The sequence below is a fragment of the Magnetococcales bacterium genome, from assembly GCA_015231175.1.
GTDB lineage: Bacteria > Pseudomonadota > Magnetococcia > Magnetococcales > DC0425bin3 > HA3dbin3.
The window spans coordinates 38,461-60,107 of record JADGBZ010000012.1; the positions used below are offsets into that span (position 1 = coordinate 38,461).

Genomic DNA, 21,647 nt, shown 5'->3' on the forward strand with positions numbered 1-21,647 from the left:
GTTCATCTCTCTCCAGATGGGGCCTTGCCACTCTTTCCTGGCGCCGTTTTATGGGTAACCTGCTCTTTCTCTGGACTCTTCTTTCTGCGCACACGCCGCCGACGTTTGCGTTTCTCCCCCTCTCCTTCGGCAACCTTCACCTCAGCCCTCGCCTCGGGCTTCGCTTCGGGCCGTGGCACAGACCGTTTTCCGGAAGAGGCTTTTTCACCTCTCCTTGCAGCAGGGGCCGCACCGGAAGGGGCGGAGAGAGGAAGAGGGTTCATGACCGGGAGTTCCAACTCCTCCACGACCGCATCACTCTCCTCAGCCACATCCGGATCACCGGCTGGCCGATCTTCCGGATTGACGTAGGTCAGTTCGGCAATAGTCAAGTTTGCCCTGCCCCCGGTTTCGTCACAAAATTGAACCTCCGCTGTGCCACGGATGGGATGAATGTTGCGGATCTGCACCTCCCGGCCATCCTGCGTGCGCATTCGGCAGTTGACCTTGGGCAATGTACCGCGCAACGTCCGGTACAGTTCATTTTCATAACCCAGACAACACATCAGGCGTCCACACACACCGGAAATGGCATCCGGGTTGAGGGACAACTCCTGATTTTTGGCCATTCTGACCGAAACCGGGTAAAATTTGTCCAAATGTCCCGCACAGCAAAAAGTCCGGCCACAGGGCCCGAGACCATTCAGCAACCGGGTCTCATCCCGCACCCCGATTTGCCGCATCTCCACCCGCATCTGGAAATGCCGGGCCAGGATACGAACCAATTCCCGAAAATCGACGCGATTTTCTGCTGTGAAATAAAAGATCGCCTTGGTGCCATCCGGCATGAAGGTGACCTTGGAAAGCTTCATGGCCAGACCCAGTTGGCGGATACTCTCTTTGCAGAGTATGCGTGCCTGGAGTTCCCTCTCCTGACACCATTGCCGCCGTTCGTACTCCTCCCCGTCAAGGGCCCGTTTGATCTGCTTGATCGGACCGGGATAGAGGCGTTCCTGAGCTGGCATCTCCTCCTGGTGGGAGGCAAAAACCACCACGCCGTTCTCTTCGCCGTGCGAGGTTTGCACCACAACGTTTCCGTTGGCTTGCAACATCTGCATCCTGGCTCCTACCCGATACACCATGCAGGAGTGCGGCAAACGGATCCCGACGATCTGCCACACCTCACCTGGAGGAACAGGGACCGGATCCTCACGGACCATGGGTTCCAAAATGACATCCGGAGGAGCAGTCAAATCCTCCCAGGAGTCGTCCGGCCCATCCTCGGCATCCAGCTTTAAATCAACCGGGATATCTGTAACCGTCTCCTGTGCATCCATTGTGAACGCCACCTTGTCCATCTGCGCTGCACCCATTTACACGTGTAATTGTTCGGCACCATTTGAACAAGAGATTGGATATGAAAGCCTTTGTCAGGGCTTCGCCCCGAACTCCACCTGGATTCTGCCTGAAGCCATGCCAGGGAGCCCACATCCTGGACACCGATGCGTGGCCGGGTGGCGGATCATTGCCTTAAATTTCTGTTATCATTCAGAAGGAAGCGCCCCGCCAACGCGCCAAATGGATCAACAACGTCTCCATGACCATCTGCCGATTCAGATTGAAGGTTTCCGCCTGTCGAAACATCTCCCGGCTTTTTCGGCCCAGGTCAAGGGCCAGGATTGCCGAACCCCCTGTCTGCCAACAGGAAACGCTCTCCCGGATATTATCCCGGAACCACGCCATGAGAAAGGCCTGGGCCAACAGAAATCGTTCGGGTTGCTTTTTGTGCGTCCAAAATGCGGCGATCTCACAAAGCGCCGCCAACGAACAGCGTGGCAATTTTTCCATATCCAGATAGAACCTATCTTTCAATTCCTTGAAATCACTAGTACATAGTTGGATCAACCGACTGACGCTCCCTTCGGCATGGTTGATCGCTTCATCGCGGGTTTCCTGGTCCATGTCTGCCAGTTGTCTGGATGCCACCTGCATCAACTCTTCCCGGCTCAGGGGAAAGAAACGGATCATCTGGCAGCGTGACCGGATGGTCGGCAACAAAGCTCCCAAACGACGGGTGTTCAAAACAAGCAGTGAACCGGGCGGGGGCTCTTCAAGGGTTTTCAGGAGGGCATGCGCGGCCCCTTCATTCATCAAGGCAGCGTCATCCACGATGGCCACCTTGCATCCGGCCTCCAGGGGGGTCAGCGCAAGAAAACTACATAGTTCACGAATTTGTTCGACCACAATTCGGGTTTTCAGCTTTTCACCGGAACCCGCATCCTCCGCCTCCCGACCATCGCCAGAAGCGGACAACAACCCCACCCGCACCAGGTCCGGATGGTATCCCCCCATGACCTTGTCGTGGATGGTGCGACACCTTTCACAGCGACCACACCCCGAACAGCCCATCCCGGCGCCGCTTCGAGTCTGCTGGTGACAAAAGAGCGCCGCTGCAAAGGCGCAAGCCACGCTCGCCTTGCCAATGCCGGAAGGACCGGAAAAAATCATGGCATGCGGCACGCGCCCGCTCTGCAAAAAACCCTGCAATCGCGCCAATGCCTCCCGATGTCCGCAGATACTCTCAAATCCTGGAGTGGACATCACCAAGCCTTGCCTGAATCTGCTGAAAAATCACCTCAGGGGATTGCGAGGCATCCACAAGATGAATCCTTTCCGGCTCCTGGCGGGCAAGGTGCAAAAAACCCTCCCGGACCCGACGATGAAACGCCAGGTTTTCTTGATCCAGTCGCGTCAAAAGGGTCAAGCGGTGGTGGCATCTTGTCAAACCTGTTTCGGGGTCAACGTCCAACAAGATGGTCAGGTCCGGCACAAGGCCACCTCTGGCCAGCGCCCCCAGGCGCACGATCATTTCCGAATCCAGACCACGACCATAGCCCTGATAAGCCAGCGTACTGTCTTGGAAACGGTCACACAACACCCAGGTTCCCCGGATCAACGCAGGACGGATGACCTCGCCAACATGCTGGGCACGCGCCGCAAGAATCAGATACAACTCTGTCTCGGCGCACACCCCTTCCGCATCACCGGCCAGGAACAACTCCCGGATACGCTCCGCCAAGGGCGAACCGCCCGGCTCCCGAGTGGCATGCACCACAACGCCCCGGGAGTGCAGGAACTGGGACAGCATCGCGATTTGCGTGGATTTGCCGGCTCCCTCAACCCCCTCAAAGGTGATGAAACGGCCACGCATGCCCCCCCCCTTCCTGCCGCCCTCAGCGACCACCTGGATGCTGGAAGCGCACAACATTTTTATTGTGCTCGGACAGATTACGCGAAAAAATGTGCGTCCCATCACCCCGGGAGACGAAATAAAGATCCTCGCTCTCCTCTGGATGCAGGGCGGCATGGATGGAGGCCCGACCCGGATTGCAGATCGGTGTCGGTGGAAGTCCAGGAATGGTATACGTGTTATAAGGCGTGGGCGCCAACAGTTGGGCCCGGGTCAAAGAACCCATGAAATTGGGAATCCCGTAAACGACGGTCGGGTCACTTTGCAACTTCATTTTGCGCCGCAGGCGATTGTGGAACACCCCGGAGACATGGGGCCGTTCCGCAGCGTTGCCCGTCTCTTTTTCGATCATGGAAGCGATGATCAGGGTCTCGTAGATCGACAGGGTATACCCGGGAGGACGTGTCATCCACTCCTGATCCAAAACCTTTTTGCCCTGAGTGACCATGCGCAGAATGATATCGTCCTTCGGATCCTTGATGCGATAGTAGTAGGTGTTCGGGAACAGAAAGCCCTCCAGGGAGTGGGCCTCCAGCCCCAAACGCGCAGGCAGGCCCGGGTCAGCCACAGCCATCGCAGCTTCCAGGAGATCCTTTTTTTTTAGGTGATCGGCAACCTCTCGCAGCGTCAACCCCTCCGCAATCACCAGCTTCCCTTTGGCGACATCGCCACGCCGGAGACGATCAAGAATCGCATCAACACGCATCCCCTTTTCAAAACGGTAATACCCGGCCTGAAAAAGGATCGAATCGCGCACCACGCCCAGAAGCACGAACCACGTTGGCGAGGATACGATTCCCAACTGCGCCAATTCGTGGGCTGTCTTTTGTATTCCCCACCCCTTTTGAACGGCCAATTCGACAGACCCCGGAACCTCGTACTCCCGAAAGCCCCTGAAATCTTTATAGAGATAACTGGAGACAATGAAAGATCCGAGGACAACCCCACCCATGGTGATAAGACGCCAATTGTCGAAGAACCGTTTCAAGGAGGGCTCAATCGTAACGCTTCAGCACCAATGAAGCGTTCGTCCCTCCAAATCCGAAAGAGTTGGACATGGCGTATTCCAGTTTCTTTTCCCTGGCGGTATGCGGCACATAGTCCAGATCGCATCCGGCTTCAATATCGGGCGCATCGAGGTTGATCGTGGGGGGAACGACGCCATGATGCAGCGCCAAGGCCGTAAAGATGGCCTCCACGCCACCGGCGGCGCCCAGGAGATGACCGGTCATGGACTTCGTGGAGCAAACCATGACCCGTTTGGCATCTTCTGCGCCAAAGACTCTCTTGATGGCCATCGTCTCCACCACATCTCCCAGGGGGGTGGAGGTACCATGGGCATTGATATGGTTGATCTTGTCTGGAGAGATACGCGCATCATCCAGGGCGGACTTCATGCACCGCGCCGCTCCGTCGCCATCAGGATCCGGGGCCGTGATATGGTGGGCATCGCCGGACATGCCGAAACCGCACACCTCGGCATAAATTCTCGCTCCCCGTTTCCTGGCGGATTCAAGCTCTTCGAGAACCACCACTCCTGCCCCTTCAGAAGGGACAAAGCCGTCGCGATCCCGATCCCAGGGCCGTGAGGCCGCCTGGGGATCGTCGTTGCGGCTGGAAAGGGCCTTGGCCGCAGCGAACCCGCCAACGCCGAGCTCACACAAGGCAGCCTCCGCACCACCGGCCAGCATGACATCGGCCTCCCCCCGTTTGATGATACGCATGCCGTCGCCGATGGCATGACTGCCCGTGGCACAAGCCGTCACGACGGAGTGGTTGGGGCCTTTGAGGCCATATTTGATGGCGACATGCCCGGAGATCAGATTGGAGAGGGACATGGGAATGAAGAAGGGGGAGATCCGACGTGGTCCTTTTTCCTTCAGGGCCCAAGCCTGATTTTGTATGGATATGAGGCCGCCGATGCCGGAGCCGATAATAGTACCGATGCGCGTGGCATTTTCTTCGCTGACGGTCAGGCCGCTGTCTTCCCAAGCGAACTGGGCCGCAACCAGGCCGAAGTGAATAAAAAGATCCATTTTTTTGATCTCTTTTTTGGGGATCCAATCTTCGGGATTGAAATCCCTGCACTCTCCGGCAATGCGTGTGGAATACTCCTCGGCGTTGAAGCGGGTGATGGGGCCGATGCCTGACCTGCCCGCCAGCAAGGCCGACCAAGTCTTCTCGTTGCCGGTGCCGCAAGGGGTAATCAGACCCACCCCGGTGATGACCACTCTACGATCCACAGGAGGCTCTCCCAAAAAATGAGCGCCAGCCGCTCGGCAGACGAGGCTGACGCTGCAAATTGACTTGTTTCAAGATCAAGATGCGAGGCGCGCTGCGATATAGTCAACGGCCTGTTTGACGGTTGTGATTTTTTCGGCATCCTCGTCAGGAATTTCGCAACCAAACTCCTCTTCAAGGGCCATGACCAGCTCAACTGTATCCAGAGAGTCTGCCCCGAGGTCATCCACAAAGTTGGACTCTTCGGTCACCATATTTGCATCCACACCCAACTGATCGATCACGGTCTTAATGACGCGCTGTGCAATATCGCTCATGAGATCTTATCCCTTCTATCTGCAATTTTTGATGACAAAACCAGACCGCATGCACGGGGAAACCAGACAAAACATCTTCAACAACAACAGGCAATCCATCAAGACATGTACATGCCGCCATTGACGTGAATGGTCTCCCCCGTGATGTAACCGGCCTCATCCGAGGCCAAAAAAGCAATCGCGTAGGCCACATCCTCTGCCCGCCCCATGGCCCCCAGGGGTATTTGCGCCAGCATGGCTTCTTTTGCCGTCGCACCCAGCACATCGGTCATACGGGTCTGGATGAAACCAGGCGCCACACAATTGGCTGTCACTCCGCGCGATGCCACTTCCCGGGCCAAGCTCTTGGTAAAGCCCATCAAACCTGCCTTGCTGGCCGCATAATTGGCCTGGCCGGCATTGCCCGTAACGCCGACAACCGAGGCAACACTGATGATGCGCCCATAGCGCGCCTTCATCATGGAACGAAGAACCATACGGGTCAGATGGAAGGCACTGGTGAGGTTGATGTTCAGCACATCATCCCACTCGGAATCCTTCATCCGGATCATCAGGTTGTCACGGGTGATGCCCGCATTGTTCACCAGAATGTCGATGCGACCGAATCGTTCTGTAGCTTGTTTGACCACCTCTTCGAGGCGGGAGCGTGAGGCCATATCCGCCTCGTATCCTTCCGCCTCGGCGGAGAGGGCCCGCACCTCCTGCAAGACCTCCGGGATCTTCTGAGCCTCATTGCTGGTGATGATAAGCTTCGCCCCGCGACGGGCAAGTTCCAACGCCGTCACCCTTCCGATTCCACTGGTCGAACCCGTAACAAGGGCAACGCGATCTTTCATAAGCATGGCAGACCCTGAACATGTTGCTTAAGTGGAAGGGGATCAAGCCGCAGGCAGGGCTGCCAGATCCTCAGGACCAGAAACATTGAAAACGGCCAAATTTTTATCGATCCGCTTGACCATGCCACTCAAAACCTTGCCGGTTCCCAGTTCGATAAAAAGATCCACGCCCAGGGCGACCAACCGGTGGATGATCGCCTCCCACATGACAGGCGCCGTAATAGCCTGTACAAGGCCCTTGCGCACCTCGTCGCCGAGGGACACCTCACGGGCTGTCACGTTGGAAACCAGGGGCGCAGAGAGATCCTTGAACGATATCTTCTCCATGGCCGCAGACATCTGCCGGGCCGCAGGCTCCATGAGAGGGCAATGAAAGGGGGCAGAGACGGCCAACATGACCGAGCGCTTGGCTCCTGCTCCCTTGGCCATCTCCACAGCCTTCTCCACAGCATGTTTGTGGCCGGAAATGACAATCTGGGCCGAGGAGTTGTAGTTGGCGGCAACACACACCCCACCGGTTTCGGCTTGCGACTGGCGACACACTTCCTCGACCTGCGCTGCGGGGAGATTGAGTATGGCAGCCATGGCCCCGACACCCACCGGAACAGCCTGTTGCATGGACTGCCCGCGCAACCGGACCAGCGCCACCGCCTCGGCAAACGTGATGCCACCTGCGGCACAAACAGCCGCATACTCCCCCAGCGAGTGGCCAGCGACATAATCCGGTCGCAATCCGGTTTTGGAGAGAACCAACCGAAAGGCCGCCATGGCCGTCGTCACCAGGGCAGGCTGTGTATTTTCCGTCAAGGTCAGCTTTGCCTCCGGTCCCTCCAGCATCAACCGACTCAAGGAAAAACCCAGCACCCGGTCGGCTTCGGAAAACACGTCGCCGATCAGCTCACCGCAGGCCAACAAGGCCTGCCCCATGCCCACAGCCTGGGCTCCTTGCCCCGGAAACAGGAAGGCTCTCTTTCCCATAGCTTAAATCCTTTCAAACAATCCCGGAGGAACGGGGCGACCCAACCGTCGGTCCACACCTCGAAAAACACGGGCACTGGGGATTCCCTGCCACTCAGGGAAAACAAGGCCCTTGACCTGGACCTCATTGCGCAGACGTAAATATAAGGTTCAAACCATTCACGCAAGGGATCATGGGAAAAGAGGTAAATTTTTCCCAAACTCCTGCACTCTCCCAGCCCAGGAATCGCTCTTTCGGCTCAGGAAGATCGTCGGATCAGGCTGTCCTTGATCGAATCCAATTCGATAAACTCATCGGCCTGGCGGCGCAGCTCATCGGCGATCATGGGCGGATGGGTCACCAGGGAGCTGACCACGGTAACCTGTTTGCCAAGGTTTTGTACGGCCTCGACGATGGAGCGAAAATCACCGTCACCAGAAAAAAGGACGGCATGATCATAATAAGGCGCCATACTGATCATGCCCACAGCGATTTCGATATCCATGTTGCCCTTGGTTCTCTTGTTCCCGGTGACGGGATCCACATACTCCTTGATGGGTTTGGTCACAACGGTATAGCCATTGTAGGCAAGCCAATCCACCAGAGGGCGAATGGGAGAGTACTCCTGGTCATCCCCCAGCGCCGTATAATAGTAGGCGCGCACCAGCCGGCACCGGGCATGGAAGTAGTCAAGCAGCTTTTTGTAATCAAAATCAAATCCAAGGGAACGAATAGCCGCATACAGATTGGACCCATCAATGAAGACAGCCACTTTTTCATCCTGATAAAACATTCGTGAAATCCTTTGTTTGGAAGAGGGCAGCACACCGGATAACGATGCCATGGTTTCCTCATCCTCCCGACACTGCCCAGGCAAGAACTGCCGCAAAGCTCACGACAGGAGAGGATGCGTCCAAAAAAAATCCCGCACTCGGATATAAAGAGGCGCCGAAGGGGGTGGGTGTCCGAGCGACAAAAAACAAAACCATCCAGTCAATGCAGCAAAGAAATGATTGGAGCGGGAGAGGGGAGTCGAACCCCCGACATCAACCTTGGCAAGGTTGCGCTCTACCCCTGAGCTACTCCCGCACACCAGAGACGCGCAGACACATCAGGAAATTGTGGAGGCCGGGGTGGGATTTGAACCCACGAATAAAGGTTTTGCAGACCTCAGCGTTAGGCCACTTCGCCACCCGGCCATACATCCCCATCTTCATCAGGTGAGGGGAGAGACTGCCACGCCCGCCCCCGACACACAGGAGCCAACATGGAGCGGGAGAGGGGAGTCGAACCCCCGACATCAACCTTGGCAAGGTTGCGCTCTACCCCTGAGCTACTCCCGCTTGAAAATCCTACGCAATACCACACCATCCCCGTCAGAGTATGTCACCTCTCACACCCTGAAAGAGAGACCCGAGACCGGCCAGGCTGAACAAAGGCCCCCCGGACAGAACCTCCGCTTTATAAAAGATAAACAAAGACCCGTCAACCCCCCATGAATGCAACCACCCCAAAATCACCTCCGCCCGAACGTCAAATACTGGAACGGATACGGGGCCAAGCCTGTGCCAAATATTGATACCCGGTCTGCCAGGTAAGGATCGTGCAAATATAGAGGCACAACTCACCCGGCCCAGCCAAAGGCAAACCAAGCAGGCCATCCTGGAGCATGAGCATAATGATGGCGGCCATCTGGAAACCGGTCTTCCATTTGGCGAGACCAGAAACAGGCACGGATGAACCCAAACCGGCCATATACTCCCGCAAGCCGGTGATGGTGATCTCCCGAGCCGTGATGAGCAGGACAAGAACCAGGGGCGCACGCCCTTCCGACACCAACAAAACCAGGGCAGAAATGATCAACAATTTGTCCGCGACAGGATCAAAAAATTTTCCGAAGGGGGTCAACAACCCCCAACGCCTGGCCGCAAACCCGTCTGCCCAATCCGTAATGGCGGCCAGGGAAAAAAACAGCGCCGGCAAAATTTTTCCCCAACTCCCGGGCAGGTAGACACTGGCCACGAAAAAAGGGATCAAGCCAATACGCACAGCCGTTAAAAAATTCGGAAGATGGTTCCAAGCCATGGCAGACGCCAACTACCCTTCACTGTGCAACATGGTGTGGATCTGCTCAGCCAAGCCCAGCGCGATCCCCTTGACAGCGGTCAACTCGACTACCGAAGCGCCGCGTAGGTTTTTGACAGAACCGAAGTGACGAATCAAGGCCCTTTTGCGTTTGCTTCCGATGCCTGGGATGGCATCCAGATCGGAACGGGTCTGTTCACGGCTCCGTTTGTGCCGATGGTAGCCAACGGCGAAACGATGGGCCTCATCGCGAATATTTTGCAACAAAAACAAAACCGGCGAATCGGGAGGGAGTATAACGGGCGACAACTTGTCCGGCAAGAAGAGCCGCTCTTTTCCCGCGTGGCGATCAGCGCCTTTGGCCATGGCGCATAACGGGATCGCCGAAGCTTGGATTTCCCGGGCGACATCCATGACAGCATGCAACTGTCCCAAACCACCGTCAAGGATGATCAAGTCAGGTTGTTCCTCCGCTGCGGACTCCTGTTGCAGTTTGGTCAATCTTCGCCGCAACATGGCGGCCATACGGGCCGTATCGTCATGCAGGCGGTCGTCCGTCAAGGCATAACGTCGGTAGCCGCTCCTGACGAACCCGGAAACGCCGAACACCACCCGGGAACCAACAACGTTCCGATCCTGGATATGGGATACATCATATGCTTCGAGGCGTTCCAATGTCCCATCCAGGCCAAGCGCTGCGGCCAGTTGCTCCAGCCGGCGCCGATTTTCCGCCTCCCCGCCCAGGCGGCGCACCAGTGCCGCAGCCGCATTGGTGGTGGCCATTTCCAGGATGCGGCGGCGTCCACCTCGTTGGGGGAATCGCAGGGTGGCGCCCAACGCCTTGGAGAGCCACTCGACGTCCGGCACCACCAGATTGACCAGAATTTCGCGAGGAGGTTTTTTGTCTGCATAAAATTGCATCAGAAAGGCCTCCAGCACCTCTGCCACGGGAACGCCTGCCGTATTCTCCGGGAAAAACCCCCGATTGCCCAGGTTGATGCCGGCGCGAATGAAAAAAACCTGGACGGCATGGACCCCTTCCCGCTCGACAATGCAGACGGCGTCCAGATCATCATCCGGTTCCAGGTCGAGACGTCTCTTTTCCTGGACATGTCGAATCGACTGCATCCGATCCCGCAACATGGCAGCGGTCTCAAAATCATGGCGTTCCGAGGCCTCCCACATGGATTTGGCAAGTTCCTCAACCAACTGCCGGTCGCGCCCCTCCAAAAACAGAACCACTTCCCGGATCCAGTTGGCATATTGTTCCTCAGAGGTGCGTTCACAACAGGGTCCGGAACAGCGGCGGATTTGGAATTGCAGACACGGGCGGCGGCGACTTTGAAACTGTCCATCGTCACATTGCCGGATGGGAAATATTTTCTGTAAATATTTTAAAGTTTCTCTGACAGCCTGCACCGATGGATAGGGGCCGAAATACCGGCCTGCCTCCTGCCTCCCTCCCCGATAAAGGGAAAGACGCGGAAACCTCTGCTGCGTGGAAAGGTGAAGATAGGGATAGGATTTACTGTCCTTGAGCAAGACGTTGTAGCGGGGTTGCAACTCCCTGATCAAATGGGCTTCAAGGATGAGGGCATCGGTCTCCGATGCCGTGATGGTGATCTCCAGACGGCGCGCCTGCTGGATCATCACCTGGATGCGTGGAAGTGCGAGAGCACGGGAAAAATAAGACGAGACACGCCGCTTCAAGGATTTTGCCTTGCCGACGTAAAGAAGATCTCCCCCTTCGTTCAGGAAGCGGTAGACCCCGGGCAATTCCGGCAATCCCTCCAAGGTTGCATGCAGCGGGTGCATGGCCAGTTCACGCGGGGGGCTCGGTCTCTGACGCGGAAGGCGCAGCCTCTGACTCTGTCGCCGGTTGCAGCACGGCCAGCAACATCATGCCCACCCCAATGATGGCCATGGGCAGCGTCAACCATTGGCCCATGGTGAGGCCAAAACTCAAATAGCCAAGCTGCACATCCGGTTCCCGGACAAACTCCACCAAAAAACGAAACAGGGCGTAGAACGCCAGAAAAGCCCCCAACATGAAACCACGGGGCCGCTCACGGCGCCCCAACCACCAAAGAATGACAAACAGAACAACGCCTTCCAGTGCGGCCTCGTAAAGTTGGCTCGGATGCCGTGGCAAACTCCCAGCCCCGGGAAAAACCATACCCCATGGCAAGTCCGTTGTGCGGCCCCAAAGCTCACCGTTGATGAAATTGCCGATACGTCCCAAAAAAAGCCCCAGGGGAAAGATGGGAATGGCCATATCCGCCAAGGTCAGACAGGAGATGTTGCGCCGACGGGAAAACACATAGCAAAGGAACAAAACGCCAACAAGCCCCCCGTGAAAGGACATGCCCCCTTCCCACACCCTGAGGATGACCCAAGGATCGGCCCTGACATGGGCATACTGGTAGAAGAGAACATAACCCAGGCGCCCACCCAGAATGACGCCAGCCAGGATCCACACCACAAGATCCCCCAGCATATCCCGGTCCAGGTGGGGTAGATGACGTTTCGCACGATACTTGAGAAGCGGCCAGCCTAGAATGAAGGCCAACGTGTACATCATCCCGTACCAGCGAATTCCCAGGGGACCGATCTGAACAATGACCGGATCCAGATGAGGAAAGGCAATCATGCGGCTTGATCTCCTTCGGGAGGTTCAGGCTTGTCCGATTCCGGATAGCAGCCGAGATATTTAATGCTGTTGGTGAAAAATTTCAATTCATCCAGGGCATGTCTGACGGAGACATCGTTCGGGCGTCCCTGAAAATCCAGATAAAAGTGGTAGGCCCAGGGCATGCCCTGGATGGGTCTCGACTCCAGTCGGGTCAAATTGACGCCATTGGTGGCAAAACCGCCCAGACACTTGTAGAGAGCAGCCGGAATGTTGCGCACGGCAAACAGCAAACTGGTCTTGCACGGAAGGTCATCCGGGGGCGCGACCTCATCTCTGGCCACCAGGAGAAAACGGGTGGTGTTCATGCGGCAATCCTGAATATCCCTCTTCAACACCTTCAACCCGTACAGATCCGCACACAGCTCGGAAGCAACGGCCACATCCGCAGGGTTGCCGCGTTCCACCAGATCCGCCGCAGCCCCGGCTGTATCGTAGACGGAAAAACGTACCCAGTTGTAGCGTTTCAGGAAAGCTCGACACTGGGCCAACCCCTGAGGATGGGAATAGACCGCCTTCACCCCGTCGAGGTGGGCATCGGGCAATCCCAACAGGGAGTGACGCACCAACAGGTAGTGCTCCCCAACGATATGCAGTTTGTGGGTTGCCAACAGGTCATAACTGTCGCTGACCACACCCGCCATGCTGTTCTCGACGGGCAACATGCCGATGGCAGCCTTTCCATCCTCCACAGCCAGAAAAACATCCTCGAAACTGTAGCAGGGGAGCAGATCCCGACCTGGCAGTTTCTCCCGACAAGCCTGTTCACTGTAGGCCCCGCGCTTACCCTGAAAGGCGATCATGTCCGTGCATCCCACAATTCCTTGTCATTTTCCGCCAGTTCGGATACCCGAGTACAACCCTCTGGCAAGAGTGACTCACGGAGTCCATTCTTGCAAAGGATTTTTAGTTTGCACCGTTTTTTGGGCGCATACTGCGTATGCACGGTGAAACATCAAAAACACATGGTGGTGAAATCATGTTGGATGAACGGCGTTGCAAAGCAGACTCACGAGGCGCCATCGCCGTTAGCGCTACCGATTGGTCGCTCCAAGCGTCGGCACAAAATTTGGCAACCTCCCTCCAATTGCCTTTCGTCACCTTGGATAGCCACGATTATGCCTTCCTGTTGACCTGCACCCCGGAGCGCCTTGAGTTGCGGGCAACCGGTCCGGATGGTACCGGACCGGTTTATGTTTTCTTCGATCCGGGGGATTGGATCAACCGCAACCGTCCCGGCCAGGGGCGCCAACGTGACCTTGCAGTGGCCATGGGGTTGCGGCGCAGCAAACTCCTGCCTACCATCCTCGATGCGACGGCAGGATTGGGACGTGATGCCTACGCTTTGGCTTTGCTGGGCTGCAAGGTGACCATGATGGAGCGATCTCCCATCGTGGCCGCCCTGTTATGGGACGGCCTGGAGCGGGCGCTCCGGGAACCCCTTATCGCCCCTTTGGTGGAGAGGAATCTCATCTTTGTCCCGGGTAACGCCGTGTCTGTCATGCAAACCGGCGGGGATGACGCCGTGCGTCCAGATGTGGTCTATCTGGACCCCATGCATCCTCCCCGAACCAAGTCTGCCCTGGTTCGCAAGGAGATGCGCCATTTACGGGTCATTGTTGGTGATGATATGGACTCGCAGGATCTTTTGACGGCAGCCCTGGGCTACGCACGGCGGCGCGTCGTACTTAAACGCCCCCGTCGGGCTGAATGGCTTTCCCCACAGCACCCTAGCTACATCGTTTCAGGTCGCACGGTTCGCTACGAAGTCTATCTGATATAACCCTGAACATCAGGGCAATCGCATCTGAAAATGGCGCACCCGAGGCTGTGATCGCTGTCAACAACGAAACGGGGTCCAGGGGGCTGGCTCCCTGGATCCCGTTTCGTTGGCGGGTGGTGAATAGTTACTATTTGTCTTTAAGGGGGGCTGGGCAGTCACGACGGTTACTTTTTTTCCTTTGTTTCCTTTGTTTCAGGAAACAAAGCCTTCAGAGATTCATCCAAACTCACCGATTGCAAAGGGGTCAAGCGCAGAAGAAGCGGGCGATCGGGTGGAGCCAGTTGGTAGCTCTCTCCCTCTTTTTTGAAGGGGATTTTGAATGGAACGCCTTTGTTTTCCACTGTGACAACAAAATCGGGCGGGACAAGAGGAGCCTCAGCCTCAGCCGCAACCGCATCCCGCAACAACACCTCTGCAACCGATTGCCAGGCTGGATGGGGCCAATCCCCCTCCTCCTTGACTTTGCCATGCACGGCCATTTTATCCACCTCAACCGACTTCCCCTCTGCGGTCTTTTTTCTCTCTGCGTCCAAATGCTTCTCACCACGATCCAAAAGAAGGCGTTGCAGATCCAAACCAGGGGGAAGTGGGCGCAAATCGACCAGGCTCAGTGGGGGTTTGTCCAGCATCTTGGCAATGGTTGCCTCCAGAATCATGTTGTCCGGATCGCCCGGGCGCCTGGCCAAAAGCGAACCACCACTACGCCAAGCGACCAGAACGAGCGGTTCCCCTTTGCCTGGCTGCAAAGTCAGTTTCCAGTCCGGTTTTTCCGGTGGCGTCCCGACCGCAAAACTGACTGCCGCAGCGTGCAGCAATCCATCCAACCAGCCCTGTACCAGATGACCCGAAGCCCGGTCCGCAAAGGGTTTGACCAGTTGCCACGACCCGTTCTGATCCTGTTTCAGATGGATCTCCTGACCATCCTTGTCGACCAGACCCATGGCAACAATCTGTTGATTTTCCAGGGAAACACCCCATTTTTTAGCGCGCAGATCCTGCAATTTCTGGGTCAACCCGGAAATCTCATAGCTGGGAACCATGACCACGGGTCCGTCAGCGCCCAAGCGAAGATACCGGTTGGTGCTGGTAGGGGATTGACTGCCGAGCTGCAAAACGGTGGGAGCTCCAGACGCAGCATCATGCAGCGTCAACACGGCATCCGGTTCTGCCAAACCAAAATCGCCCGGGTTGTCGGGCTTGTCTGTGATTTTCTCTTTGAAGTGACGTTCCAGAACAGCGAAAAGGCGGGTAACGGCTTCCTGGTCAGTCAACATGGAGCCCGGAGAGGTGATCTCCCACTTGTCGGACTTTTTCTCCAACGTGATGGAGTTCTCACCCTTGGGTTGCAGAGTCGCCCGGGTCAGCTTGGCCACGGTCAGGGTGGAAATGGCACGCGAAAGCTCTTCAGCGTTCTTTTTTTGTATCTCGTTGCGGTCAGCCAGCCACAAACCCGCACCACAGGCCAACAGGATGGCCAGGAGGAGAAGATTGATCATCCAACCTCGGAACATGACGCCTCCTCATATACACGTTTCATACGGCTATTCACAATCCTTTTGGAAAAAGCCCCGACATGAGAGCCCTTGTCAGGGCTTCGCCCCGAACCCCACCAGGAAGAAGGGCACAGCCCTTCCTCCTGGACCTCCATCCCAGTCTTTCAATCGCCTTCTGGGCGGGTGCTGAACAGGTACCGATTATTTCCTTCTGCGTTTGGACCAGATCACAACACCGGTACCCACCAGGATCAGAGGAATGCCCAACAACGCCCCCAGGAAGAGAAATTGGGCCGTGCGACCAGGAATGGACAATCCGGCATCCATGTTTTTCTTGGGTTTGATGGCAATGAAGCTCTCATCCTCGGCCAGCCAACGCACCGTATTGAGGAAAAGGGTGTCGTTGCCGGAATATTGGATGTAAGCATTGGAGGCAAAATCCGAGTCCCCTGTAACGGCAAGCCGGAAATCCTTCTCCTGTACCGTAACACCCATCCAGATTGGACCTTTCAAATCCTTGTCTGGATTGAACTCCACCGTGCCCGACGAGATGTCTCCGGCTTCCAGCCAGCCACGATCAGCACCAGCCAGAATACGTGTCCGGGTGGGCCCGTTGGGCGCACTTGTGGGCTCCATGTTGATCCCACAAGCCTCGGCAAGGACGGCAGGCATCTTCAAATCCTTGGTGATGGGGTGGGATGGGTCATATTGGGAGATGATGGGGGTAGTCGGACCGGCCCCGAACAGACGGGACACCGGATCGATCACAACCCCTTCCTGGAAGGAGATGCCCTGGGTCAGAAGAAATTTTTCCAAACCGGATTGCGTGCGCGGGTCGCGCATGATCAAGGCCCGACCTTTACCGGCCTGCAACCATTTTTCGAGGCGTTCGACCTCCATGGGCAGCAAGGATTTGGCCGGCCCAGCCACGACCACAACGGTGGTATCCGCCGGAACGGCCTCCTCGCTGGCCAGATTCAACTCCTGGACCTGATACCCTTCACCCCGCAACAGCTGGGCGACGACCTGATAGGAGGCACGCTCCTCACCAGAAAGCGGATGTTCGCCATGACCGGTCAGGAAACGCAAAATTTTGACCGTTCCCTTCTGGAGCCGAATCAAAGCATTGGTCACCGACTCCTCCGTGGTTTCGGTGATTTTTTCCGACTTGTTGTTGGCACGCAGAAGGACGGTACCGTAGGTGGCGATGCTCTCCTGCCGGGCAAGGGCCGGGTTGCTGTCCGGGTTGATGAATTGAATGGTCAGTTTGGGATTAATCACCCGATATTTTTCCAGCAACTCTGAAATTTCACGTCGGCGATCCTTGTCTTCCTGAAGGAAAACCGTGGCAGAAAGACCTTTGTCGAAAGCTTGGACGGCTTTGACCGATTGCTCGGCCAAGGTATGCCGTCCGCTGTTGGTCCAGTCCCACTGCCTTGGATAGCGATTCGTGGCATAGGCCGCCACGATGAAGAGAAGGGCCAACAGCAAGCCGGTGAGCAAATTTTGCGTGCGCAGGTTCAAGCGGGTTGAACGATTCATTCTCATGGTCGAGTTCCCTCCTTGTGATCTCAGAATCCTTCTACCCGTTGTGCCAACAGGCGTTGCCGGGCAAAAGTCAGACCGGCAACCGAAACGATGATGAAATAGGCCAGATCAGCTGTACTGACGATCCCCTGGAGCAATTTTTCATAGTGGTCGATCAAGGAGGCGTATCCCAGGATGCGTCCGGCCCCCTCGGCGCCTGAATCCCCGAGCCAACCGACAATCCAGAGCAACAACAAGGCGCCAAACGTCAACACGGCGGCCACGACCGGATTGTCGGTCGCGCTGGAAGCTGCCACACCAATGGCGCCGAACGTGGCGGCCAAAAGAAACAGACCGATCATGCCAGAGAAAAATTGGCCCGGGTCGGGATGCCCATAGAGAAACAGCATGGCCGGCAACAGACCGATCAGAAGAACAGTCACCCCCAGAAACAAAAGCAACCCCAGATATTTACCCAAGACGATCTGTAAAGGGGAGAGTGGGGAAGAAGCCAACGCCGGCCAGGTGCCCCGGCGTTTTTCATCCGCGATCAGACGCATGCTGATCAAGGGAATGATGAGCAAAAGCAGGACAGCCGTGTTGCCCAACAGAGGCGTCACGGTCCATTCGGTCAGGGGCAATCCCCCTCCCATACCCTGGCCATAGGCCTGATATTGGAGCTGCCGGAGCAAATACTGTTGCACCAGACTGCCAAACATGTAGGCGCAAATGGCGAACAGAACGCCCAAAAGGGTCCAAGCCAGCGGCGAAAGAAACATGGATCGCCACTCGCGAACAGCCATGGTCCAGATCGCTTTCATGAATTCACCTCCGCAGGTGTGACAGAGTCGGATTCCGCCTTGGTCAGTTGCACAAAAATATCCTCCAGGGAGTGTGCATTGGGTGTCAGTTCCCGCAAATCCCAGTTGCCGGACACCGAACGCCGGACCAGCTCAGGGACCGGGTCTGCCTGCTCCTGGGGCGTGATGTGCCAGAGTTCCTCTTCCATGGACACAGCGGCAACCCCCGGTATGTCCATGATCGCCTTTTTATCGGGCGGCAATCCCCAACGAACCGTGATCCGCGCTCTTTGTTGACTGCGTTGTTCCAGGCCGGCCAGGGTATCTTCCACCACAATCCTCCCCTGGTGAATCAGAGCCACCCGGTCGCAGGTCATTTGGACTTCCGGCAGAATGTGGGTCGAGAGCAATACGGAGTGTTCGCCACCCAAGGTGCGGATCAGGCTGCGTATTTCCCGGATTTGCAGGGGATCCAACCCGGCTGTGGGCTCGTCGAGGATCACCACCTCCGGGGAGTGGACGATCGCCTGCGCGATACCCGCCCGCTGCCGATAACCCTTGGAAAGGTGTCCCAACAACCTGTCCGCCTGATCGGACAATCCACAGTGAGTCATAGCCCGGTCCAACGCATCCTTGAGGCGACTGGTCGGCACGCCGCGCAAACTGGCCAGATAAGCCAGGTATTCCCGGACCGTCATGTCATCGTAGATCGGCGGACTCTCCGGCAAAAACCCGATCTTGGCCCGTGCTGCCTCGGGTTTCTCCAAAATGTCCATGCCAGCCACACGGATGCTTCCTTCGGTGGGGGCCAGCAATCCCGCCAGGATGCGCATGGTGGTCGTCTTGCCGGCGCCATTCGGACCCAGAAACCCCATGACTTCGCCTCGTCTCACGTTGAGGGAGATCCGGTCCAAAACCCGATTGAGGCCGTAATAGCGCGTGAGTTCTGATACTTCTATCATGTTTTCGGACATCTGCGGCTCCTTCCGTTGTCATCCGTCATCTTCCGCGATCCCGCTCGCAGGCTCAACGATCACCATGCGCAGGGTTCGGGGGTTGGATGATCAGCGTGCTGGTATCGGTGTCGACGTGAAGTGAGTAAAAGATAATCATGCATGTGATGAATTTGCCATCACTCAACCTATCTATGGTTAAATAATAAGCACTCCACCCCTGTCCATTTTTGGAATTTTGTTTGCTTATCTTTTTGAAAGTGTTGAAAATGCTATCGATAAACAACAAGGCAGACAGACTGTCCTGCTTGGTACATGCTTTGCACCCCAGGCAAGCGATCAGGCTTTCCGGAGCTGTGCGCCCCCTGAACAAAAAAAGCCCTGCCAAGCCGAAACAAGAATTTTGATCGTTTTTTGGTCATTTTGCTTTTATGCTGTTCCACCCTTGACCCGGACCGGGATTGTCAGCTTGAATGCCCGGGATGTCCAGGGACGACGAAAAACAGGATACCGTGGATGCTCCCAGCCTGCAACTGCCGTTACCGGCCATGACCGGTCACTATTGAAAAACCCTTATCGCGTGGAAGGAGTGCATGATCGATGGCTGATCAGGAACAGGTTCGCAAGGCCCTTGATATGATCAAGGGTAACGAGGTGGAATTCGTGGATTTCCGGTTTACGGATTTCAAGGGCAAGTGGCAACACATCACGGCGCCCGCTGGCCGGGTCGGGGCGGAGGTGTTCGAGTCCGGTTTCGGTTTTGACGGCTCGTCCATCGCCGGATGGTGCGCCATCCATCAGTCCGACATGGTCTTTTTGCCGGATGCATCCACTGCCCAGTTGGATCCGTTCACCGAGGCCCCCACCCTGGTGTTGATCTGTGATGTCGTGGATCCCTTCACCGGCGAAGGTTACACCCGTGACCCGCGTGCGGTCGCCAAACGGGCGCAGTCCTACCTCCAGTATACTGGCGTTGGCGACACTATCTATTGTGGTCCGGAAGTTGAATTTTTTCTCTTCGACTCGGTTCGTTTCGGGTCCGGGGTCAACCACTGCTCCCATTTCATCGACTCGATCGAAGGCGCGTGGAACAGCAATACCGACTATGAAGAGGGAAACCGGGGGCATCGCCCCATGGTCAAAGGCGGATATTTCCCGGTTGCCCCGGTGGACTCCATGCAGGACATCCGCTCCGAAATGTCCACCATCATGGAAGAGATGGGACTCACCATCGAATTCCACCACCATGAGGTGGCCACGGCGGGCCAGTGCGAAATCGACATGAGATTCGGCCCCATGTTGCAGATGGCCGATAGCGTCCAGATCTACAAATACGTTGTGCATAACGTCGCCCACCAGCACGGTCGGACCGTCACCTTCATGCCGAAGCCCCTCTCCGGTGACAACGGCTCCGGCATGCACACCCACATGTCCATCTGGAAAGACGGCAAGCCGCTCTTTTTCGGCAATCAGTATGCGGACTTGTCGGAGATGGCCCTGCACTTTATCGGCGGTATCAAGAAGCACGCCAAGGCACTGAATGCCTTCACAAACCCCTCAACCAACTCCTACAAGCGCCTGATCCCGGGCTTCGAAGCTCCGGTGTTGTTGGCTCATTCGGCCCGGAACCGCTCTGCGAGCATCCGCATTCCGGCTTCCAACAATCCCAAAGGCAAGCGCTGTGAAATTCGCTTCCCGGATCCTTGCGCCAATCCTTACCTGGCCTTTTCTGCCATGTTGATGGCCGGGTTGGACGGTATCGAAAATCGGATCGATCCCGGCAGCCCCATGGACAAAAACCTCTATGATCTGCCCCCGGAAGAGTTGAAAAATATTCCCACCGTCTGCGGATCCCTGCGGGAAGCCCTGGCTGAACTGAGTGCCAACCGGGAATTCCTCAAAAAAGGCGATGTCTTCAGCGATGATTTGATCGACGCATGGATCGAGTTGAAGATGTCGGAGGTGTACAGGATCGAACACACCCCACACCCGTTGGAATTTGAGATGTACTACTCCGTCTGATCCGCTCTTCCGTCGGATCCACGAGTCACGAGAGAGCCGCCCGAAGTTTCGGGCGGCTTTTTTTTAAGATCCAGAGCAACTATCCAGCACGCGGCGACGCATCGGGTCCGGATGGTTGGCTTCCTGGCACTCCTTCATCTCATACCCAAACCTGTGTGGTATATCCCTGTGAAACATCCTGATATTTGCGGGCCGCAAGGGGCATGGCCGATGATTGGACGCTGTGCAACTTGCGCGCCTCCTGGATCAAGGCGTGATTGCTGCGGCGCACCTTGTCGGCAAGAATGCGTGAAAAATTGCTCATGATGCGATAGCCAAGAAGGGTCGCTTCCCCCATTAGCGCTAACATTTTTTCCTTCTCAAGGATATACAGGGTGAGCTTTTCCTGGGCAATCGTCGTTGCGCTGCGTGGGGAGCCATCCAGAAAAGCCACTTCACCAAAAATATCCGGTCCAGTGATCGTGGCCAGGGTTCGGCGGGAGCCACCACCTCCCATGTCGATTTCAACCTGAACCCGCCCTTGCAGCAAACAATACACCCCAGACCCGGGCGCCCCTTCCTGAAAAATGACTTGCCCCGGAGCAAAATCCCGTACCTGGGCACACCGCCCCACGACCATTTTCAACTCATCTGCCGTCAAATCATTGAAGAGGCTGATCTGGCTAAACAATCGAACATCAATCTCCATAACTTCCCCCCTCTCCCGAAAGACGT

General features: G+C 56.4%; 20 protein-coding genes and 3 tRNA genes. 2 read left to right on the plus strand and 21 right to left on the minus strand.

The window, feature by feature from the left end:
• Positions 1 to 2: 2 nt before the first annotated feature.
• From HQL63_04670 to HQL63_04745, 16 genes are all read right to left on the minus strand, one after another.
• Positions 3 to 1,316, minus strand: coding sequence for a hypothetical protein (locus HQL63_04670; protein ID MBF0176128.1), 1,314 nt, complete (start codon positions 1,314 to 1,316; stop codon positions 3 to 5).
• Positions 1,317 to 1,527: 211 nt separating this feature from the next.
• Complete coding sequence (locus HQL63_04675; GenBank protein ID MBF0176129.1) at positions 1,528 to 2,580, minus strand: hypothetical protein; 1,053 nt, start codon at positions 2,578 to 2,580, stop codon at positions 1,528 to 1,530.
• Positions 2,561 to 3,190 (minus strand): dTMP kinase, encoded by a 630-nt coding sequence (locus tag HQL63_04680; protein MBF0176130.1) that lies wholly within the window; start codon positions 3,188 to 3,190, stop codon positions 2,561 to 2,563. Before HQL63_04680 ends, HQL63_04675 begins: the two co-directional genes overlap by 20 nt.
• Before the next feature lie 22 nt (positions 3,191 to 3,212).
• Entirely contained in the window at positions 3,213 to 4,217 is a 1,005-nt protein-coding gene (gene mltG / locus HQL63_04685; protein ID MBF0176131.1) for an endolytic transglycosylase MltG, read from the minus strand.
• Between the two features lie 7 nt (positions 4,218 to 4,224).
• Positions 4,225 to 5,472: a beta-ketoacyl-ACP synthase II gene (fabF, locus tag HQL63_04690; protein ID MBF0176132.1), complete on the minus strand. Its 1,248-nt coding sequence runs from the start codon at positions 5,470 to 5,472 to the stop codon at positions 4,225 to 4,227.
• Between the two features lie 75 nt (positions 5,473 to 5,547).
• Complete coding sequence (acpP, locus tag HQL63_04695) at positions 5,548 to 5,787, minus strand: acyl carrier protein (protein ID MBF0176133.1); 240 nt, start codon at positions 5,785 to 5,787, stop codon at positions 5,548 to 5,550.
• Positions 5,788 to 5,885: 98 nt separating this feature from the next.
• Positions 5,886 to 6,629 carry a 3-oxoacyl-[acyl-carrier-protein] reductase gene (fabG, locus tag HQL63_04700; GenBank protein MBF0176134.1) on the minus strand — a complete coding sequence of 248 codons (744 nt, stop codon included), beginning with the start codon at positions 6,627 to 6,629 and terminating at the stop codon, positions 5,886 to 5,888.
• A gap of 36 nt (positions 6,630 to 6,665) precedes the next feature.
• Positions 6,666 to 7,601 carry an ACP S-malonyltransferase gene (fabD, locus tag HQL63_04705; GenBank protein MBF0176135.1) on the minus strand — a complete coding sequence of 312 codons (936 nt, stop codon included), beginning with the start codon at positions 7,599 to 7,601 and terminating at the stop codon, positions 6,666 to 6,668.
• A gap of 239 nt (positions 7,602 to 7,840) precedes the next feature.
• Entirely contained in the window at positions 7,841 to 8,374 is a 534-nt protein-coding gene (locus tag HQL63_04710; GenBank protein ID MBF0176136.1) for an NYN domain-containing protein, read from the minus strand.
• Positions 8,375 to 8,595: 221 nt separating this feature from the next.
• Positions 8,596 to 8,670, minus strand: a tRNA-Gly gene (locus tag HQL63_04715).
• Between the two features lie 33 nt (positions 8,671 to 8,703).
• A tRNA-Cys gene (locus HQL63_04720) sits at positions 8,704 to 8,780 on the minus strand.
• 69 nt (positions 8,781 to 8,849) lie between these two features.
• Positions 8,850 to 8,924, minus strand: a tRNA-Gly gene (locus HQL63_04725).
• A gap of 190 nt (positions 8,925 to 9,114) precedes the next feature.
• Positions 9,115 to 9,666 carry a CDP-diacylglycerol--glycerol-3-phosphate 3-phosphatidyltransferase gene (gene pgsA / locus HQL63_04730; protein MBF0176137.1) on the minus strand — a complete coding sequence of 184 codons (552 nt, stop codon included), beginning with the start codon at positions 9,664 to 9,666 and terminating at the stop codon, positions 9,115 to 9,117.
• A 12-nt stretch (positions 9,667 to 9,678) separates the two neighbouring features.
• Entirely contained in the window at positions 9,679 to 11,481 is a 1,803-nt protein-coding gene (gene uvrC, locus HQL63_04735; protein ID MBF0176138.1) for an excinuclease ABC subunit UvrC, read from the minus strand.
• Between the two features lie 7 nt (positions 11,482 to 11,488).
• The gene (locus HQL63_04740; GenBank protein ID MBF0176139.1) at positions 11,489 to 12,316 is read right to left on the minus strand and encodes a prolipoprotein diacylglyceryl transferase; all 828 of its coding nucleotides are present in this window, start codon (positions 12,314 to 12,316) and stop codon (positions 11,489 to 11,491) included.
• Positions 12,313 to 13,158, minus strand: a complete 846-nt coding sequence (locus tag HQL63_04745; GenBank protein ID MBF0176140.1) for a prephenate dehydratase — start codon at positions 13,156 to 13,158, stop codon at positions 12,313 to 12,315. Before HQL63_04745 ends, HQL63_04740 begins: the two co-directional genes overlap by 4 nt.
• A gap of 176 nt (positions 13,159 to 13,334) precedes the next feature.
• Here HQL63_04745 and HQL63_04750 point away from each other — a divergent pair, with 176 nt between their 5' ends.
• Positions 13,335 to 14,138 (plus strand): class I SAM-dependent methyltransferase, encoded by an 804-nt coding sequence (locus tag HQL63_04750; GenBank protein MBF0176141.1) that lies wholly within the window; start codon positions 13,335 to 13,337, stop codon positions 14,136 to 14,138.
• A gap of 164 nt (positions 14,139 to 14,302) precedes the next feature.
• On the opposite strand, the gene HQL63_04755 is transcribed toward HQL63_04750, so the two are convergent.
• The 4 genes from HQL63_04755 to HQL63_04770 form a co-directional block, all read right to left on the minus strand.
• Complete coding sequence (locus HQL63_04755) at positions 14,303 to 15,649, minus strand: DUF4340 domain-containing protein (protein ID MBF0176142.1); 1,347 nt, start codon at positions 15,647 to 15,649, stop codon at positions 14,303 to 14,305.
• A gap of 183 nt (positions 15,650 to 15,832) precedes the next feature.
• Positions 15,833 to 17,179: a GldG family protein gene (locus HQL63_04760; protein ID MBF0176143.1), complete on the minus strand. Its 1,347-nt coding sequence runs from the start codon at positions 17,177 to 17,179 to the stop codon at positions 15,833 to 15,835.
• A gap of 23 nt (positions 17,180 to 17,202) precedes the next feature.
• The gene (locus HQL63_04765) at positions 17,203 to 17,979 is read right to left on the minus strand and encodes an ABC transporter permease (GenBank protein MBF0176144.1); all 777 of its coding nucleotides are present in this window, start codon (positions 17,977 to 17,979) and stop codon (positions 17,203 to 17,205) included.
• Positions 17,976 to 18,932 carry an ABC transporter ATP-binding protein gene (locus tag HQL63_04770; GenBank protein ID MBF0176145.1) on the minus strand — a complete coding sequence of 319 codons (957 nt, stop codon included), beginning with the start codon at positions 18,930 to 18,932 and terminating at the stop codon, positions 17,976 to 17,978. Before HQL63_04770 ends, HQL63_04765 begins: the two co-directional genes overlap by 4 nt.
• 579 nt (positions 18,933 to 19,511) lie before the next feature.
• Between HQL63_04770 and glnA the strand changes: the two genes are divergently transcribed.
• Entirely contained in the window at positions 19,512 to 20,933 is a 1,422-nt protein-coding gene (gene glnA / locus HQL63_04775) for a type I glutamate--ammonia ligase (protein MBF0176146.1), read from the plus strand.
• Between the two features lie 139 nt (positions 20,934 to 21,072).
• Here glnA and HQL63_04780 read toward each other — a convergent pair whose 3' ends face one another.
• Complete coding sequence (locus tag HQL63_04780; GenBank protein ID MBF0176147.1) at positions 21,073 to 21,621, minus strand: cyclic nucleotide-binding domain-containing protein; 549 nt, start codon at positions 21,619 to 21,621, stop codon at positions 21,073 to 21,075.
• Between the last annotated feature and the right edge of the window lie 26 nt (positions 21,622 to 21,647).

Coding starts and splice junctions, on each gene's coding strand:
- HQL63_04670 (MBF0176128.1), bottom strand. CDS start 1,316: ATGGATGCACAGGAGACGGTTACAGATATCCCGGTTGATTTAAAGCTG.
- HQL63_04675 (MBF0176129.1), bottom strand. CDS start 2,580: ATGTCCACTCCAGGATTTGAGAGTATCTGCGGACATCGGGAGGCATTG.
- HQL63_04680 (MBF0176130.1), bottom strand. CDS start 3,190: ATGCGTGGCCGTTTCATCACCTTTGAGGGGGTTGAGGGAGCCGGCAAA.
- acpP (MBF0176133.1), bottom strand. CDS start 5,787: ATGAGCGATATTGCACAGCGCGTCATTAAGACCGTGATCGATCAGTTG.
- fabG (MBF0176134.1), bottom strand. CDS start 6,629: ATGCTTATGAAAGATCGCGTTGCCCTTGTTACGGGTTCGACCAGTGGA.
- fabD (MBF0176135.1), bottom strand. CDS start 7,601: ATGGGAAAGAGAGCCTTCCTGTTTCCGGGGCAAGGAGCCCAGGCTGTG.
- HQL63_04710 (MBF0176136.1), bottom strand. CDS start 8,374: ATGTTTTATCAGGATGAAAAAGTGGCTGTCTTCATTGATGGGTCCAAT.
- pgsA (MBF0176137.1), bottom strand. CDS start 9,666: ATGGCTTGGAACCATCTTCCGAATTTTTTAACGGCTGTGCGTATTGGC.
- uvrC (MBF0176138.1), bottom strand. CDS start 11,481: ATGCACCCGCTGCATGCAACCTTGGAGGGATTGCCGGAATTGCCCGGG.
- HQL63_04740 (MBF0176139.1), bottom strand. CDS start 12,316: ATGATTGCCTTTCCTCATCTGGATCCGGTCATTGTTCAGATCGGTCCC.
- HQL63_04745 (MBF0176140.1), bottom strand. CDS start 13,158: ATGATCGCCTTTCAGGGTAAGCGCGGGGCCTACAGTGAACAGGCTTGT.
- HQL63_04750 (MBF0176141.1), top strand. CDS start 13,335: ATGTTGGATGAACGGCGTTGCAAAGCAGACTCACGAGGCGCCATCGCC.
- HQL63_04755 (MBF0176142.1), bottom strand. CDS start 15,649: ATGTTCCGAGGTTGGATGATCAATCTTCTCCTCCTGGCCATCCTGTTG.
- HQL63_04760 (MBF0176143.1), bottom strand. CDS start 17,179: ATGAGAATGAATCGTTCAACCCGCTTGAACCTGCGCACGCAAAATTTG.
- HQL63_04765 (MBF0176144.1), bottom strand. CDS start 17,979: ATGAAAGCGATCTGGACCATGGCTGTTCGCGAGTGGCGATCCATGTTT.
- HQL63_04770 (MBF0176145.1), bottom strand. CDS start 18,932: ATGTCCGAAAACATGATAGAAGTATCAGAACTCACGCGCTATTACGGC.
- glnA (MBF0176146.1), top strand. CDS start 19,512: ATGGCTGATCAGGAACAGGTTCGCAAGGCCCTTGATATGATCAAGGGT.
- HQL63_04780 (MBF0176147.1), bottom strand. CDS start 21,621: ATGGAGATTGATGTTCGATTGTTTAGCCAGATCAGCCTCTTCAATGAT.